This window comes from Streptomyces sp. NPDC031479, from assembly GCF_055581065.1.
In genome coordinates this window covers 12,519-29,595 of sequence record NZ_JBVIKC010000070.1, presented here as the reverse complement: position 1 = coordinate 29,595, position 17,077 = coordinate 12,519, and the positions used below count along the sequence as shown (strand labels likewise).

The 17,077-nt window shown below is 74.2% G+C and carries 4 protein-coding genes; all 4 read right to left on the bottom strand.

All coding sequences use genetic code 11. From position 1 onward, the window contains the following. A partial coding sequence (locus ACZ5D2_RS38920; RefSeq protein WP_468936230.1) for a type I polyketide synthase occupies positions 1-13,439 on the bottom strand: 13,439 nt, incomplete at its 3' end. A 180-nt stretch (positions 13,440-13,619) separates the two neighbouring features. Then, positions 13,620-15,221 carry a GMC oxidoreductase gene (locus ACZ5D2_RS38915; RefSeq protein WP_371681060.1) on the bottom strand — a complete coding sequence of 534 codons (1,602 nt, stop codon included), beginning with the start codon at positions 15,219-15,221 and terminating at the stop codon, positions 13,620-13,622. 137 nt (positions 15,222-15,358) lie between these two features. Next, positions 15,359-15,598 carry a ferredoxin gene (locus tag ACZ5D2_RS38910; RefSeq protein ID WP_371674951.1) on the bottom strand — a complete coding sequence of 80 codons (240 nt, stop codon included), beginning with the start codon at positions 15,596-15,598 and terminating at the stop codon, positions 15,359-15,361. After that, positions 15,595-16,773, bottom strand: a complete 1,179-nt coding sequence (locus ACZ5D2_RS38905) for a cytochrome P450 (RefSeq protein ID WP_371674952.1) — start codon at positions 16,771-16,773, stop codon at positions 15,595-15,597. The genes ACZ5D2_RS38910 and ACZ5D2_RS38905 overlap by 4 nt, the downstream gene beginning before the upstream one ends. Positions 16,774-17,077 lie beyond the last annotated feature (304 nt).

Here is a 17,077-nt window from a genome sequence, read left to right as displayed (position 1 = left end):
GCCTCCACCGCGTCCACATCGGAGGCCGACAGGCCGGCCTGCGCCAGCGCCTGACGGATGACCCGCTGCTGCGCCGGCCCGTTCGGGGCGGTCAGGCCGTTGGACGCGCCGTCCTGGTTCACCGCGCTGCCCCGGACCACCGCCAGCACCCGGTGGCCATTGCGGCGGGCGTCCGAGAGACGTTCCACCAGCAGCATGCCGACGCCCTCGGCCCAGCCCGTACCGTCGGCCGCGGCCGAGAAGGCCTTGCAACGGCCGTCGGCGGCCAGCCCGCGCTGACGGCTGAACTCCACGAAGACGTTCGGGGTCGCCATGACCGTCACACCGCCCACCAGGGCCATCGAGCACTCGCCCTGGCGCAGCGACTGCGCCGCCAGGTGCAGGGCGACCAGGGAAGAGGAGCACGCGGTGTCCACCGTCACCGCCGGCCCCTCCAGACCGAAGGTGTAAGCCACCCGGCCCGAGGCGATGCTGCCCGCGCTCCCGTTGACCAGGTATCCCTCGAATCCGTCGGGTACGACGGACAGGCGCGATCCGTAGTCGTGGTACATGACGCCCGCGAAGACCCCGGTACGCGAACCCCGCAGCGACGCCGGGTCGATACCGGCCCGCTCGAACACCTCCCACGAGGTCTCCAGCAACAACCGCTGCTGCGGATCCATCGCGAGCGCCTCACGCGGCGAGATCCCGAAGAACCCGGCATCGAACTCCGCCGCGTCATACAGGAACCCACCCTCACGCGCATAACTCGTCCCCGCATGATCCGGATCCGGGTGGTACAACGCCTCCAGCGCCCACCCACGATCGACCGGGAAACCACCCACCGCGTCACCCCCCTCCACGACCAGCCGCCACAGATCCTCCGGAGACCGCACCCCACCCGGATAACGGCAGCTCATCCCCACGATCGCGATCGGCTCATCAGCCTCGACGGAGGAGCCGCCGCCCGGCCGGCCCGGGGCGGCCGCCGTACGGTCGCCGGCCGCACCGGCAGCACCGGCTTCGCCGCCGAGGATCTCGGCGCGCAGGAAGCGGGTGAGCGCCAGCGGTGTGGGGTGGTCGAAGACCAGGGTCGCGGGCAGTCGGGTGCCGGTGACGGCGCCCAGGAGGTTGCGCAGTTCGACTGCGGTGAGCGAGTCGAAGCCGAGGTCCCTGAACTGGCGCTCGGGTTCGATCCGCTCCGGTGAGGCGTGGCCGAGCACCGTGGCGATCTGGAGGCGTACCAGGTCACCGAGGACGCGGTCCTGCTCCGCCTCGGGAAGCCCGTACAGGCTCGCGGCCAGTGCGGTGGCCCGGTCGGCCGCCCCCGTGGCGGTGGTGTCGCCCGCGGCCTGGGCCTTGCGGACCGGGGCCTTGACGAGACCGCGCAGCAGGGCGGGCACCTTGTCGTCGGCGGCCTGGACCCGCAGCCCGGCGTGGTCCAGCGGGACCGGGAAGAGGACGTCGTCCCCGGCCGCGCAGGCGGCGTCGAACAGGGCCAGGCCCGTGGCCGAGTCCATGGCGACCAGGCCCATGCGCCGGATGCGCGCGAGGTCGGCCGAGTCCAGCCTGCCGGTCATCCCGCTGCCCTCGGCCCACAGCCCCCAGGCCATGGACACGGCGGGCAGGCCGGCCGCGCGGCGCAGCTGGGCCAGGGCGTCCAGGAAGGAGTTCGCGGCGGCGTAGTTGGCCTGTCCGGCGCCGCCGAGGGTCGCGGACACCGAGGAGAAGAGGACGAACGCGGACAGGTCCGTGTCGCGGGTGAGTTCGTGCAGGTTCAGTGCGGCGTCGACCTTCGGGCGGAGCACGTGGTCGACGCGCTCCGGGGTGAGCGCGGGGACGATCCCGTCGTCGGTGACGCCCGCCGCGTGCACCACTCCCGTCAGCGGGTGCTCCGCGGGGATCGTGGCGAGCAGTGCGGCGAGCGCCTCGCGGTCGGCGACGTCGCACGCGGCGGTGACGACGTGGGCGCCGAGTCCGGTCAGTTCGGCCTCGAAGGCCGCCGCTCCTTCGGCGGTGGGGCCCCGGCGTCCGGTGAGCAGCAGGTGCCGGACGCCGTGCCGGGTGACGAGGTGGCGGGCGACGAGACGGCCCAGCGTGCCGGTCGCCCCCGTGACGAGGACGGTCCCTCCGTCCGGGAACGTCCGGCCCGGGTCGGCCGCCGCGTCCCCCTCCTCCGCGGCGCCCTTCGCCCGCGTCAGGCGGGGCAGCAGAATCCTTCCGGCGCGCACCGCGAGCTGCGGCTCGCCCGTGCTCACGGCGGCCCGTACGGCAACGCGGCCGAGGTCCCCGTCCGGATCCAGGTCCGGGTCCAGGTCGAGCAGGACGAAGCGTCCCGGGTTCTCCGACTGCGCCGATCGGACCATGCCCCAGACGGCGGCCTGGGCCGGGTCGAGCGCTCCGCGCTCCCCCGCGTGCGTCGCGACGGCGTGCCGGGTGACCAGCACGAGCGGCGCCGGGTCGGCGGCGTCGTCGGCGAGCCGTCCCTGGATCAGGGCGAGTGCCCGGTGGCTCGTTGTCCGTACGCGGGCGGCCGTGTCCTCCGCCGGGGCGCCGCCTCCGGGGCCCGGACGGCCCGGCGTCGCCACGTCGTACTCGGGGACGGGTGCGTCCGCCGGCGTGTGGGCCGGGGTCCAGTCGAGCCGGTAGAGGGAGTCGTCGCGGGGCTCCGCGGCCAGCCGCAGCCGGTCGGCGGAGACCGGGCGCAGGACGAGTGCGCCGATCGTCGCGAGCGGGCGGCCCGAACCGTCGGCGACGAGGACCGACACCGCGTCCGTCCCGGCGGCGGCCAGCTTGATCCGTACCGCGGACGCGCCGGCGGCCCGCAGGTGCACCGCGCTCCAGGAGAACGGCAGCAGACCGTGGCCCGTCTCGGACCCGGACAGCAGACCGAGCCACGAGGCGTGGAGCCCCGCGTCGAGGAGGGCCGGGTGCAGCCCGTACGTGCTCGCGTCCGGCACCGACTGCTCCGGGAGGGAGGCGGCCGCGTACAGGGTGTCGCCCTGGCGCCAGGCCTCCTTCAGGCCTCGGAAGACCGGGCCGTAGCCGAAGCCGAGGCCGTCGAGCAGGTCGTACAGGTCGTCGGTGGCGACCGGTTCGGCGCCCTGCGGCGGCCACGCGGCGAGTTCGGACGAGGCGGGCGCCGGCGGCTCGGCGGAGAGGGTGCCGGCCGCGTGACGCGTCCAGTCACGCGCCCCGGGGGCGTCCTCCGGCCGGGAGTACAGCTCCAGTGCGCAGCGTCCGGAGGCGTCCCGTGTCCCGACTGTGAGGCGGAGCTGGACCCCGCCGTGCTCGGGCAGGACGAGCGGGGCCTCCAGGGTCAGCTCCTCGACCTGCTCGCAGCCGGCTTCCTGCCCGGCCCGCAGTGCCAGCTCCACGAAGGCCGTACCGGGGACGAGCACGACGCCGGAGACCGCGTGGTCCGCGATCCAGGGGTGCGTGGCGAGCGAGAGCCGGCCCGTCAGCACGATGGCGCCGTCCGGGAGCACGACGGTGGCACCCAGCATGGGGTGTTCGGTATCGGCGACACCGATCGCGGCGACGTCGGCGGTGGCGGGGACGTGGAGCCAGTAGTGCTCGCGCTGGAAGGCGTAGGTGGGGAGGTCTACGGGCCGGGCGCCGCGTCCGGCGAAGACGGCGGTCCAGTCGACGGGCGTGCCGTGGACGTGGAGGTGGGCGAGGGCGGTCGTGACGGCCGTCGCCTCGGCGCGGTCGGCGCGCAGGAGCGGGACGGTGACCGCGTGCCCGTCCAGGGAGTCCTGGACCATCGCGGTCAGGACACCGCCGGGTCCGACCTCCAGGAAGGTACGGACGCCCAGATCGGCGAGGGAGGTGACCGCGTCGCCGAAACGGACCGCCTCGCGGACGTGGCGCACCCAGTACTCGACGGAGCAGAACTCCTCTGCCGGCACCGGACGGCCGGTGAGGGTGGAGACGACCGGCACGCGCGGCGCTCCGAAGGAAACACCGTCCACGACGGTCCGGAACTCGGCGAGCATCGGGTCCATCAGCGGGGAGTGGAAGGCGTGCGAGACGGAGAGCGCCTTCGTCTTGCGCCCGTCGGCCGCGAGGCGTTCGACGACCGCCGCGACGGCGTCCTGTGCGCCCGAAACCACCACGGCGGAGGGGCCGTTGACCGCCGCGATTCCCGCACGGTCCTCGAACCCGGCCAGCAGGTCCCGTACCTCTTCCTCCGAGGCCTGCACCGCGACCATCACCCCGCCGGGCGGGAGCGCCTGCATCAGCCGGCCACGAGCGGCCACCAGAGCCGCCGCGTCCTCCAGCGAGAACACGCCCGCCACGTGCGCCGCCGCGAACTCGCCCACCGAGTGCCCGGCCAGGAAATCGGGCCGGACGCCCCAGGACTCCACCAGCCGGAACAACGCCACCTCGACCGCGAACAACGCCGGCTGCGCATAACCGGTCCGGTCCAACAACTCCGCGTCCTCGCCGAACACCACACCCGCCAGGGGACGTTCGAGGTGCTGGTCCACATGGGCACACACCGCGTCGAACGCGTCCGCGAACACCGGGAAGGCCTCGTACAGATCACGCCCCATCCCCGGCCGCTGACTCCCCTGCCCCGAGAACAGGAACGCCGTCCGGGCGCCCTCGTCGTCGCCTGCGGAGTCGGTGGCGCCGGTGATGACGTGGGACGAGGTCCCGGTGGAGAGTCCGTCGGCGAGGGCGGCCAGCCCGCGCAGCAGTTCGTCGCGGTCGGTGCCCACGACGGCGGCGCGCCGCTGGAGGGCCGACCGGCCCGTCGCGAGCGAAAGGCCGATGTCGGCGGGGCCGGCCTCCGGGTGGGCGGCCAGGTGGGCGCGCAGCCGGTCGGCCTGCACGCGCAGAGCGGTGGCGTCCTTCGCGGAGAGGAGCCAGGGCACGGCCGCCATCGGCGTGGCCGGGGCGGCTGCCGTGTCGGTGTCTTCGGGCTCCGGGGCCGCTTCGGGGGCCTGCTCGACGATGACGTGGGCGTTGGTGCCGCTCACGCCGAAGGCCGAGACGCCGCCCCGGCGGACGTGTTCGTGGTCATCGGGCCAGGTCGTAGGCTCGGTCAGGAGCTCGACCGAGCCCGCGGTCCAGTCGACGTGCGGGGTCGGCGCGTCCACGTGCAGGGTCGCGGGGAGTTGCCCGTGCTGGAGGGACAGCACCAGCTTCATGACGCCCGCGACACCGGCGGCGGCCTGGGTGTGGCCGATGTTCGACTTGAGCGAGCCCAGCAGCAGCGGTCGGCCGTCGGGCCGGTCCTGGCCGTACGTGGCCAGCAGTGCCTGGGCTTCGATCGGGTCGCCGAGCCGGGTGCCGGTGCCGTGCGCCTCCACCACGTCGACGTCGGTGGCCGACAGGCCCGCGTTGGCCAGTGCCTGCCGGATGACCCGCTGCTGCGCGGGTCCGTTCGGGGCGGTGAGCCCGTTGGACGCGCCGTCCTGGTTGATCGCGGAGCCCCGTACGACGGCCAGTACCCGGTGGCCGTTGCGGCGGGCGTCGGAGAGGCGTTCGAGGAGGAGCATGCCGGTGCCCTCGCCCCAGCCGGTGCCGTCGGCCGACGCGGCGAACGCCTTGCAGCGGCCGTCGGCTGCCAGGCCGCGCTGGCGGCTGAACTCGACGAAGATGCCGGGGTTGGACATGACGGTGACACCGCCGGCGAGGGCCAGTTCGCATTCGCCGAGGCGCAGCGACTGGACGGCCAGGTGGAGGGCGACCAGGGACGACGAGCAGGCCGTGTCGACGGTCAGCGCCGGGCCTTCGAGGCCGAAGGTGTAGGCGAGGCGGCCGGAGACGACACTGGCGGCCCGGCCGGTGAGCAGGTAGCCCTCGACGCCCTCGGGGGCCTTGCGCAGGCCGGAGGCGTAGTCCTGTCCGTTGGAGCCGATGAAGACTCCGGACCGGCTGCCCTTGAGGGTGGCGGGGTCGATGCCCGCGCGTTCGAAGGCTTCCCAGGTGACTTCGAGCAGCAGCCGCTGCTGGGGGTCCATGGCGAGGGCCTCGCGCGGGGAGATCCCGAAGAATCCGGCGTCGAAGTCGCCCGCGTCGTAGAGGAAGCCGCCTTCGCGGGCGTAGGTGGTTCCGGGGTTCTCGGGGTCGGGGTGGTAGAGGGTGTCGAGCGGCCAGCCGCGGTTCTCGGGGAATCCGGAGAGGACGTCCCTGCCCTCGGTGAGGATCTCCCACAGCCCTTCGGGGGAGGTGACTCCTCCCGGGAAGCGGCAGCTCATCGCGACGATGGCGATCGGCTCGTCGTCGGAGGGCGGGACGAGCGGTGCGCCGGGGTGGCCGTCGTCGTGTCCGGCGGCCCGCGGGCTTCCCGATATCCGGGCGTGGAGGTATCCGGCGAGTTCCGTCGGGTTGGGGTAGTCGAAGACGACGGTGGTGGGCAGGCGCATCCCGGTGGCGCCGGCGAGCCGGTTGCGCAGCTCGATCGCGGTGAGGGAGTCGAATCCGGTGTCGCGGAAGGCACGTCGGGGTGGTACGGCGTCGGCGCCGGCGTGACCGAGGACGGTGGCGGCCTGGGTGCGGACGAGTTCGACGACGGCCCGGAGCTGTTCGGTGTCGGACAGGCCGGTCAGCCGCTGGGCCAGGGCCGGGCCGCCGGGGGCGGCACCGGGGGTGGCGGGGGTCCCGGCGGCGTCGAGGACGCGCCGTGCCTCGGGGAGGCGGCGCAGCAGCGGGTAGTCGCCGCTGATCGCGAAGGCGGGGACGAAGCGGTCCCAGTCGATGTCGGCGAGGGTGACGGCCGTGTCGTCGTGTTCCATGGCCCGGCGCAGGGCGGCGATGCCGAGGTCGGCGGGCATGGGGAGGATGCCGCGCCGGGTGAGGTGTTGTTCGGCGAGGTCTCCCATCATGCGGCCACTGCCCCAGGAGCCCCAGGCGATGGCGGTGGCGGGGAGTCCCTGGGCGCGTCGCTGGTGGGCGAGGGCGTCCAGGAAGGCGTTGCCCGCGGCGTACCCGCCCTGGCCGCCGTTGCCGACGACGCCGGCGATGGAGGAGAAGAGGACGAAGAAGTCCAGGTCGAGGCCGGCCGTGAGGTCGTGCAGGTGGAGCGCGGCGTCGACCTTGGGGCGCAGGACGTGTTCGAGGCGCTCGGTGGTCATGGCGTCGAGGACGCCGTCGTCGAGGACGCCGGCGGCGTGGATGACGCCGGTGAGGGGGTGTTCGCCGGGCAGCGAGGCCAGGAGCCGGCCGAGGTCGTCGCGGTCGGTGACGTCGCAGGTGGCGATGGTGGTGCGGGTGCCGAGGGCGGTGAGTTCGTCGCGGAGTTCGGGGGCGCCGGGGGCGGCGGGGCCGCTGCGGCTGGTGAGGACGAGGTGGGCGGCTCCTGAGCGGGCGAGCCAGCGGGCGACGTGGGCGCCGAGGGTGCCGGTGCCGCCGGTGATCAGGATCGTGCCGTGCGGACGTGCCAGGACGTGGTCGGGTGTGGGGGCGGTCGTGTCCGTGTCCGCGCGGACGAGGCGGCGGGCGAGGGTGCCGGTGGCGCGGACGGCGATCTCGTCCTCGCCGTCGGGGTCGGCGAGGAGTCCGGTGAGGTGTTCGAGGGTGCGCTCGTCGAGGGTTTCGGGGAGGTCGACGAGGCCGCCCCAGCGCTGGGGGGACTCCGCGCCGACGACCCGGCCCAGGCCCCACAGCTGGGCCTGCTCGGGGTGGCGCGGCGGGTCGGCGGGTCCGGTGGTGACGGCGCCGGAGGTGGCGCACCAGAGGGGGGCGCCGATCCCGGTGTCGCCGAGGGCCTGGACGAGGGCGAGGGTGGCGGCGAGGGCGGGCAGCACCCGGGGGGCGGTCCCGGTGCCGGTGCCGGTGCCCGGGGCGGTCTCGGCTTCCTCGGCCGTCCCGGGGGTCCTCGCGGTCCCCGCGAGCAGGGAGAGCACGCCGCTGACGCCGTCGGGCTCCTGCCCGGCCTCGCCGAGGCGGTCGGTCAGCAGCCGGGCGACGGTCTCCCGGTCGCCGTCGGTGGCCGGGTCGAGGACGACCCGTTCGACGCGGGCGCCCCGGGCGGTGAGGGCGTCGTGGACGGCGGTGGCGTCGGCGCCGCCCTCCTGGGCGGCGGTGGTGACGAGCAGCCAGGTGCCGGTCAGCGGGGTCCGGTTGCCGCGCTGGGCCTGGGTGGCGGTGGGCGTCCAGGTGACGCGGTAGCGCCAGCTGTCGATGAGCGCGCTCTCGGTGGTGCGGCGCCGCCAGTGCGCGAGCCGGCCGACCATGCTGTCGAGGGAGGCGTCGGGGGCCAGGTCCAGCGAACTGGTCAGGGCCTGTACGTCGGCGTTCTCCACGGCTTCCCAGAAGCGGGCCTCCTCCTGGCCGTGGCCGGCGGCGGCGCCCGCGGGGGCGGCCGGGGCGGCGGCGTCGAGCCAGAAGCGGCGGCGCTGGAAGGGGTAGGTGGGCAGGTCCACGGTACGGGGGCGCAGTCCGGCGAAGGCGGCGGACCAGTCGGTGGGCACGCCGTGGACGTAAGCGTCCGCGAGCGAGGTCAGGAAGCGGACGGGGCCGCCGTCTCCGCGGCGCAGCGAGGGCACGACGTCGGCGGTGGCTCCGGCCGCCTCGGCGGTCTCCTGGAGACCGACGGCGAGCACGGGGTGCGGGCTGCACTCGACGAAGACGTCGTGGCCGTCCTCCATGAGGCGGCGGACGGCGGGCTCGAAGCGGACGGTGGTGCGGAGGTTGGTGTACCAGTAGTCGGCGCCGAGGTCCGCGCCGTCGACGACCTCGCCGGTGACGGTGGAGCAGAAGGGGATCCGCGGGGTCTGCGGGGTGATGCCGGCGAGTGCCGCGGCGAGTTCGGCCTCGATGATCTCCACGTGGGAGGAGTGCGAGGCGTAGTCGACGGGGACCCGCTTGGCCCGGACCCCGTCGGCGGTGCAGGCGGTGAGCAGTTCGTCGAGGGCGTCCGCGTCGCCGGAGACGACGATGGAGCGGGGTCCGTTGACGGCGGCGATGCCGAGCCTGTCGTCCCAGGCCTCCAGGCGCCGGGTGACGTCGGCGAGGGGTTCGGGTACGGACACCATGCCGCCGAGTCCGGCGAGGCGGCTCAGCAGGCGGCTGCGGAGGGCGACGACGCGCGCGGCGTCGTCGAGGCCGAGGGCGCCGGACACGGCGGCCGCGGCGATCTCGCCCTGGGAGTGGCCGATGACGGCCGCGGGTTCGACGCCGAAGGAGCGCCACAGTTCGGCGAGCGAGACCATGACGGCCCACAGCGCGGGCTGGACGACGTCGTCGGCGCTGTCCAGGGCGGGCGCGCCGGGTGCCCCGCGCAGTACGTCCTCCAGGGACCAGTCCACGTACGGGGCCAGGGCCTCGCCGCAGGCGCGCAGCCGCTCGCGGAAGACGGCCGAGCCGTCGAGGAGGTCGACGGCCATGCCGGCCCACTGGGAGCCCTGGCCGGGGAAGACGAACACGACGCGGCGGCCCTCGGCGGCGGTGCCCTGGACGGCGCGGGGTGTGGAGCCGCCCTCCGCCAGAGCCTTCAGTCCTTCGGTCAGTTCCGCTTCGGTGGTGCCGACGACGACTGCGCGGTGTGCGAACGCCGCGCGGGTGGTGGCGAGCGAGTGGCCCGTGTCGGCGGGGGCCGTGCCGGGGTGGGCCAGGGTGTGCGCGAGGAGGGCACGGGCCCGGGCGGCGAGCGCTTCGGGGGTGTGGGCCGACAGGGTCCACGGCACGGCGGTCGCGCCGCCGGCGGGCTCCGCGGCGGGCTCCACCGCAGACTCCGGGGCGGGGGCGCCGGCGGGGGCTTCCGCGGCGAGGGCGTCGGCGGGGCCGTCCGCATTGGGGGCGCCGGCGGTCTCGCGGGCGTCCGGGGCCTCCTCGATGATGGCGTGCGCGTTGGTGCCGCTGATCCCGAACGAGGACACGCCGGAGCGGCGCGGCCGGCCGGTCCCGGGCCAGTCGGCCGCCTCGCCGAGCAGCCGTACCCGGCCGCCGGCCCAGTCGATGTGGGGGGACGGCACCTCGGCGTGCAGGGTCTTGGGCAGGACGCCGTGCTGGAGGGCCAGGACCATTTTCAGCACGCCCGCGATGCCCGCAGCGGCCTGGGTGTGGCCGATGTTCGACTTCAGCGAGCCGAGCCACAGGGGCCGGTCCTCGGGCCGGTCCTGGCCGTACGTGGCCAGCAGCGCCTGCGCTTCGATCGGGTCGCCGAGGCGCGTTCCGGTGCCGTGCGCCTCCACCACGTCGACGTCGGTGGCCGACAGGCCCGCGTTGGCCAGCGCCTGCCGGATGACCCGCTGCTGCGCCGGACCGCTGGGCGCGGTGAGCCCGTTGGACGCGCCGTCCTGGTTGATCGCGGAGCCCCGTACGACGGCCAGCACCCGGTGACCGTTGCGGCGGGCGTCCGAGAGGCGCTCCAGCAGGACCATGCCGGTGCCCTCGGCGAGGCCGAACCCGTCGGCGTCGGCGGAGAAGGCCTTGGACCGCCCGTCCGGGGCCAGCGCGCGCTGCTTGCTGAACTCGATGAACGCGCCGGCCGACGGCAGGACGGTGACTCCGCCCGCCAGGGCCAGCGAGCACTCGCCGGTGCGCAGCGACTGGACGGCCAGGTGCAGCGCGACCAGCGAGGACGAGCAGGCGGTGTCCACCGTGACGGCGGGACCCTCGAACCCGAAGGTGTAGGCGAGGCGGCCCGAGGCGACGCTGGCGGTGTTGCCGGTCAGCAGGTAGCCGCTGACGTCCTCGGGCGCCTCGTACAGCCGGGGGCCGTAGTCCTGGGTCATGGCTCCGACGAAGGTGCCGGTGCGGGTGCCGCGCAGCGTGCCGGGGTCGATGCCGGCGCGTTCGAGGACCTCCCAGCCGGTCTCCAGGAGGAGCCGCTGCTGGGGGTCCATGGCGAGGGCCTCGCGCGGGGAGATCCCGAAGAACTCCGGATCGAAGTCGGCGGCCCCGTGGAGCAGCGCCGCCTCGCGCTGGTAGTAGCGGCCCGGCCGGCCGGGCTCCGGGTCGTAGAGGCCTTCGACGTCCCAGCCTCGGTCGGCGGGCAGGGCGGACACGGCGTCGCCGCCCTCGGTGAGCAGCTGCCAGAGGGCTTCGGGGGTGTCGATGCCGCCGGGCAGGCGGCAGCTCATGGCCACGATGGCGACGGGCTCGTCCCAGGCGGCCGTGGTGGTGTCGTCGGCGGCCTCGTCCCGGGTGCCGAGGGCGTCCGCGACGATGCGGCCGGTCAGCGAACGCGGGGTGGGGTGGTCGAAGACGACCGTGTGGGGCAGCGCGAGGCCGGTCGCCTCGTTCAGCCGGTTGCGCAGTTCGATGGCGGTGACGGAGTCCAGGCCCAGGTCCCGGAAGGCGTGTCCGGCGCCGACCGCCGCCGGGTCGGGCAGGCCGAGCAGTGCGGCGGTGACGGAGCGGACGAGTGCGCCGACGGTGCGCTCGCGTTCGGCCTCGGGCAGGGTGCGCAGCCGCTCGGACAGCGCGGGACCGCCCTCGGCGGCACCGGGCCGCCGGAAGGGGTAGGTCGGCAGCGGCAGCCGGCCGGCCGGGGCACCGGGGAACGCCTGCTCCCAGTCGATGTGCACACCCTGTACGTAGGCCTCCGCGAGGGCGGTACGGAACCGGCGCGGGCCGCCCTGGTCGCGGCGGAGGGTACTGACGGTGACGGGTTGCCGTCCGGCGGCGGAGGCCGTCTCCTGCATCGCCGCGGTGAGGGACGCGTGGGGGTTGACCTCGATGAGGGCCTGGTGGCCGTCGGCGAGCAGCGCGTGCGTGGTCTGTTCGAACCGTACCGGGCGGCGCAGGGCCTCGAACCAGTAATCGGCGTCCAGGGTGCGGCCGTCGACGATGCCGCCGGTGGAGGAGGAGTAGAACGGGGTGTGGGTGGCTCGGGGGGCGATGGCGGCGAGTTCGGCGGTCATCCGGTCGCGGAGGGCCTCGACGTGGGACGAGTGGGCGGCGGCTCCGACGGCGACGCGCCGGCAGCGGACGCCGTCCGCCTCCAGTGCCTGGCGCAGCTCGCGCACGGCGTCGGTGTCGCCGGAGACGACGACGGATTCGGGGCCGTTGTACGCGGCTACGTCGAGCCTGCCCTCCCAGGGCCGCAGGCGGTCGGCCATCCGCCGGCCCGGCAGGGTCACGGCGAGCATGTCTCCGCCGTGTGCGACGAGTTCGGCCAGGCCGTCGCCCCAGGAGGTGATGACCCGGGCGGCGTCCGGGAGGGTCAGCGCGCCGGACAGGTGGGCGGCCGCGATGTCCCCGATGCTGTGCCCCGCGAACGCCGCGGGTCGGGCTCCGTAGGCCAGCCAGGTCCGGGCGAGGGCGACCTGGACGGCGAAGGTGGCGGGCATGCTGACGTCGGGGGTGTCGAGGTCCGGGGCGCCGGGCCCGCCGCGCAGCACGTCGGTGAGCAGCCAGCCGGTGAACGGGGCCAGGGCCTCCTGGCACTCCAGGGCGGCGGCGCGGAACTGCGGTGAGGAGTCGAGGAGTTCGACGGCCATGCCCGGCCACTGGGAGCCGACGCCGGGGAAGACGAACGCGGTGGGACCGGTGGCGGCGGGGCCGGCGCTGCCGCGGACGACCTCGGCCGCGAAGCCGCCCCGGGCCAGGGTGGCCAGTGCGTCGAGGAGCTGTGCGGTGTTCTCGCCGAGGACGACGGCGCGGTGCGGGAAGCGGTGCCGGGTCACGGCGAGGGCGCGGCCCACGGCGGCGGGGTCGAGGCCGGGGTGGGCGGTGAGGTGGGCGTGCAGCCGCCCGGCCTGGGCGCGCAGCGCCTCGGGGCCGGCGGCGGAGAGGATCCAGGGCAGCGGCCGTTCGGCGGGGGCGGCCTCGGTGCCGGCCCGCCCGGTGTCTCCGCCGTGCGCCGCGAGGGCGGGGCCGGGGGCGGTGAGCCGTCCGTCGGCGGAGAGTACGGCGCGTACCCGGTCGCCGTCGGCGAGGGCCCGCGCGAGGGTCTTCAGCAGGACGGCCCCGTAGCCGCCGGAGGAGCCGCCCACGGCACCGGCGCCCTCCGGCCCGGTGGCCCCGGACCCGGCGGCGCCGGACTCCGTGTCCGCGGGTGCGGTGGCCCCGGACGGGGTGTCGGGGAGCAGGACGTCCGGCCCCGCCGCCAGGGCCAGGGCGCTCTCTCCCCGGCGGAGACTGTCGTGGGCCGCCCGCAGCGCGTCGGCGCCCGAGGGGACGCGCCGGACCTCCGGGTCGGCGCCGGGGGCGGTCCGCAGGACGGCGCGGACGGCGGCGGCCGCGTCGCCGTCCTGCGGGAGGGCGTCCGCGTCGGGCACGGCGAGGAAGGCGGCGGTACCCGGGGCGGGCTCCGCCGCCAGGACGACGCCGGCGTCCTCCAGCGCCTGCCACCACACCTCCGCCGCGGCGGGACCGTGGGGCAGTGCCCCGGTGAGGCGGGGGTCCAACGGGCCTCCGGTGGCATCCGCGAGGAATTCCGCGTCGAACGCCCGGCGGTCTCCGGTCCCGTCCGGCGGCCGGTGCGCCGATCCGATCACCACGATCACGTCGTGCGTGCTGGTCCCGGATTCGTCCGGCATCGAAACAGACTCGCGCATAATGTGCTCCATCGACCCGTTGAACTCATGCCAATTTGCTGGTTCCGCAGCGCGTTCCGGCGTGCGGGCATACCGGGGAAACCCCGTGACGATTCGCGATGTGATGAACCGGAGGACCCCGGCGGACGCGGCGGACCCGGCAACCCCGGCAGACCCGGGCGGCCGGTGACGGCGCCCGGTTTACGAGGCCTTGACGTCCTGCTGGATGACGCGCTCGATGTTCCGTTCCGCGAGCGCGGTGATGGTGACGAACGGATTCACGCCGATGGAGCCGGGAATGAGCGAACCGTCCGTCACGTAGAGGTTCTTGTAACCGGAGACCCGGCCGAAGTCGTCGGTGGCCTTGCCCAGCACGCAGCCGCCGAGCGGGTGGTAGCAGAAGTCGTCGGAGAACGCCTTCAGCTGCTTGCCGAAGAGGTCGTAGCGGTACATCGTGGTGTTCGCCCTGTTCACGCGGTCGAACAGCGACTTCGCGGCGTTGACGGCGGGGGTGTTCTGATCGCGGGTCCAGCGCAGGTCCGCCCGGTCCTTCGCGGCGTCGTACACGAAGGCGCCGCGCTCGGGGTTCTTGGTGATCGCCAGGTAGAGGCTGACCCAGGTCTCCACACCGGCCGGCATGGGGGCGATCTCGGCGAAGACGGGGGCCGTGGGGTTGTCCCAGTCGTCGATGCCCAGCGCGGGGATGGACGACTGGCTGGCACCGGTGGGGTTCCACACGTGGTTGGCGCGGGCGGTCATGATGTTGCCGTTCGGGCCCCAGCCCGCGCCGATCTCGGAGCTGAGGTCGGGCAGCGTTCCGGTCTCCCGGGCGCGCAGCAGCAGTTCGGTGGAGCCGAGGCTGCCGGCCCCGAGGAACAGGTGGCGGCAGGAGATCTCCCTGGTGGCGAGCAGCCTGCCGTCGGCGTCCTTCTGCTCGACGGTCAGCAGGTAGGTCCCGTCCTTCTGCTGCCGGATGGTCCTGGCCTGGTGGAGGGTCTCGATGGTGACCTTTCCGGTGCCCAGTGCGGCGGCCAGGTAGGTCTTGTCCAGGCTCTGCTTGCCGTGGTTGTTGCCGTAGATCACCTCTGCGGCCAGCGCGGACTTGGGGACCTCGCCGTTCGCCTCGCGCCGCATGTAGTCGAAGTCGTAGACGTTGGGGACGTGCACGGTGCCCAGGCCGGCCTTCTGCGCCTGGTCACGCGAGACGCGGGCGAACTTGTACCAGTCGGTGCCCTCGAACCAGCCGTTGTCGATGTGGTTGACGCGCAGCATGGAGTTGGCGCGCGGGAAGTAGCGGTCGTACATCGCGGCGGAGTCGACGCGCGGGAGCACCTCCTCGAAGTACGAGCGCTTGGGGGCCACCGCCATGCCGCCGTTGACGAGGGAACCGCCGCCGACGCCGCGGCCCACGTACACGGACATCTGGTCGTAGTTGACCCGGTCCAGGACACCGGCGTAGGGGTCGATGTCACGGTTGGCCAGGTCGAGCCAGAGGAAGCTGCCGAGCGGCGCCTCGGTACGGGTCTTGAACCAGCTGGAGCGCTTGTCGGGCTTGAGCATGCCGGAGAAGACGTTGCCGTCGGGGCCCTGCTGGTTCCACAGCTGTCCCATTTCGAGCATGACGGTGCGGACGCCGGCCTCGCCGAGCCGCAGGGCGGTGACGGCCGCGCCGTAGCCCGTCCCGATGACGACGGCGGGGACGAACGCGGGAGTGCCGGCGCGGTCGGCGGCCAGGGCCCGGGTGGCGCCGATGGTGGTGCTGCCGGCCATGGCGGCGGCGCCGAGGGCCGCGAGTCCGAGCATGCGGCGGCGTGAAAGGTGCTGTTCCACGGTGTGTACCTGGCTTTCCGGAAGTGGTGCGAGCGGTGGTGCGGGAGGGAGGCGGTCACGCGGCGCGGCGCGGCCCGCCGGGGCCCGGACGGGGCGGGCCGGGCTGGACCTCAGGGGGTCCCTGGGACCTCGGGGGTCGTGGAGGGCTCGTGCAGGGTGATGGCCGCGCAGGGGCACTGGTCGGCGGCCTCGCGGACGGCGGCGCGCACTGCGGCGGGCGGCCGGGCGTCGAGCAGCAGCACGACGCCTTCGTCGCTCTGGTCGAAGACCTCGGGGGCGAGGAGGGTGCACATGCCGGCGCCGCGGCACAGGTCCCGGCTGACCTCGACCCCCATCGGGTCGCCGGTCACCAGGCGACGGGCAGCGCGTACACGCCGTAGACCTGCATGTCGTGGCGGAGCCTGATCTCCTCGGGCGGGCAGGCCAGGCGCAGTGCCGGGAAGCGCTCCAGCAGGGCGGTGAAGCCGACGCGCAGTTCGATGCGGGCCAGCTGCTGGCCGAGGCACTGGTGGATGCCGTGCCCGAAGCCGAGGTGGCCGCCGGCGCGCCGGGTCACGTCGAAGGACTCGGGGTCCTCGAACCGCTCGGGGTCGCGGTTGGCCGCGGCGAGGGAGACCATCACGACCTCGCCCTCCTTGATGAGGACGCCGTCGATCTCGACGTCCTCCAGGGCGGCCCGGGTGGGGCCGTGGTGGACGATGCTCAGGTAGCGCAGGCTCTCCTCGACGGCGCCCTCGATCAGGGAGGGGTCGGCGCGCAGCGCGGCGAGCTGTTCGGGGTGGCGCAGCAGCGCGAAGGTTCCGAGGGCGAGCTGGTTCGCGGTGGTCTCGTGGCCGGCGACCAGCAGCAGGAAGGCGATCGACGTCAGTTCCTCGTCGGTGAGGTCCGGGTCGGCGGCGATCAGCCCGCTGAGGATGTCGTCGGTGGGCTCGGCGCGCTTGAGCCGCACCAGGCCCTGCAGGTACGTGCCCAGCGACAGGAAGGCCGCGGTCACGACCTCGGTGGACTCCCCGAAGCTGCTCCAGACGTGCGTGTCGTGCTGGAAGCCCGCACGGTCGGCGTAGGGCACGCCGAGCAGTTCGCAGATGACCAGGGACGGGATGGGCAGCGCGAAGTGCTCGAAGAGGTCGGCCTCGGATCCGAGGCGTTCCATGGCGTCGAGGCGCTCCGCGACGATGCCCTCGATCCATTCGGTGAGCATCCTCATCCGGCGGACGGTGAACTGTCCGACGAGGAGCCTGCGGTAGCGCTGGTGCTCGGGCGCGTCGTGCTGGATGAACATCCCGGGCGGTGCGGCCGGGGCCTCCTCCAGGGTCGCGGCGCGCGGTACCGGGGGGTGCTTGAGTTCCCCCCGGGCGCTGAACCGGTTGTCGGCGAGGACGGCCCGCGCGGCGGAGTATCCGGTGACGAGCCAGCCGAGGTGTCCGTCGGCGAATTCCATCCGGGTAATGGGTTCGGTCCGGCGCAGCGACTGCGTCGTCGGCGGCGGGTTGAAGTATCCGTCTCGGACCGTGGAAAAACTCACCGGTGCACCCTGGCTCATTTCCGCCCTTTCCTGTCCTGCATGTATTCATTGACCGTGGCGGGTTTCACTGGGGCCCGATGGGAAATGGGCATCGAAATCCGGCCTCACTATGGCCTCTATTCGGCCCCGGCCACGCAGTTCGATCACCGCCAAAAGGAAGGTATGAAGACGCGGTGAAGGGTGTCAACGAAATCAATCCCTGGTGCGCTAACCCTGTGGGCGGGGAACGGAGGGTTCGGTTACCGCCGGTACCGCAGGTGTTTCGGTTCGGTTCGGTTCGGTGCCCTCCCGCAGCCGGGGTACC

Coding starts and splice junctions, on each gene's coding strand:
- ACZ5D2_RS38915 (WP_371681060.1), bottom strand. CDS start 15,221: ATGCTCGGACTCGCGGCCCTCGGCGCCGCCGCCATGGCCGGCAGCACC.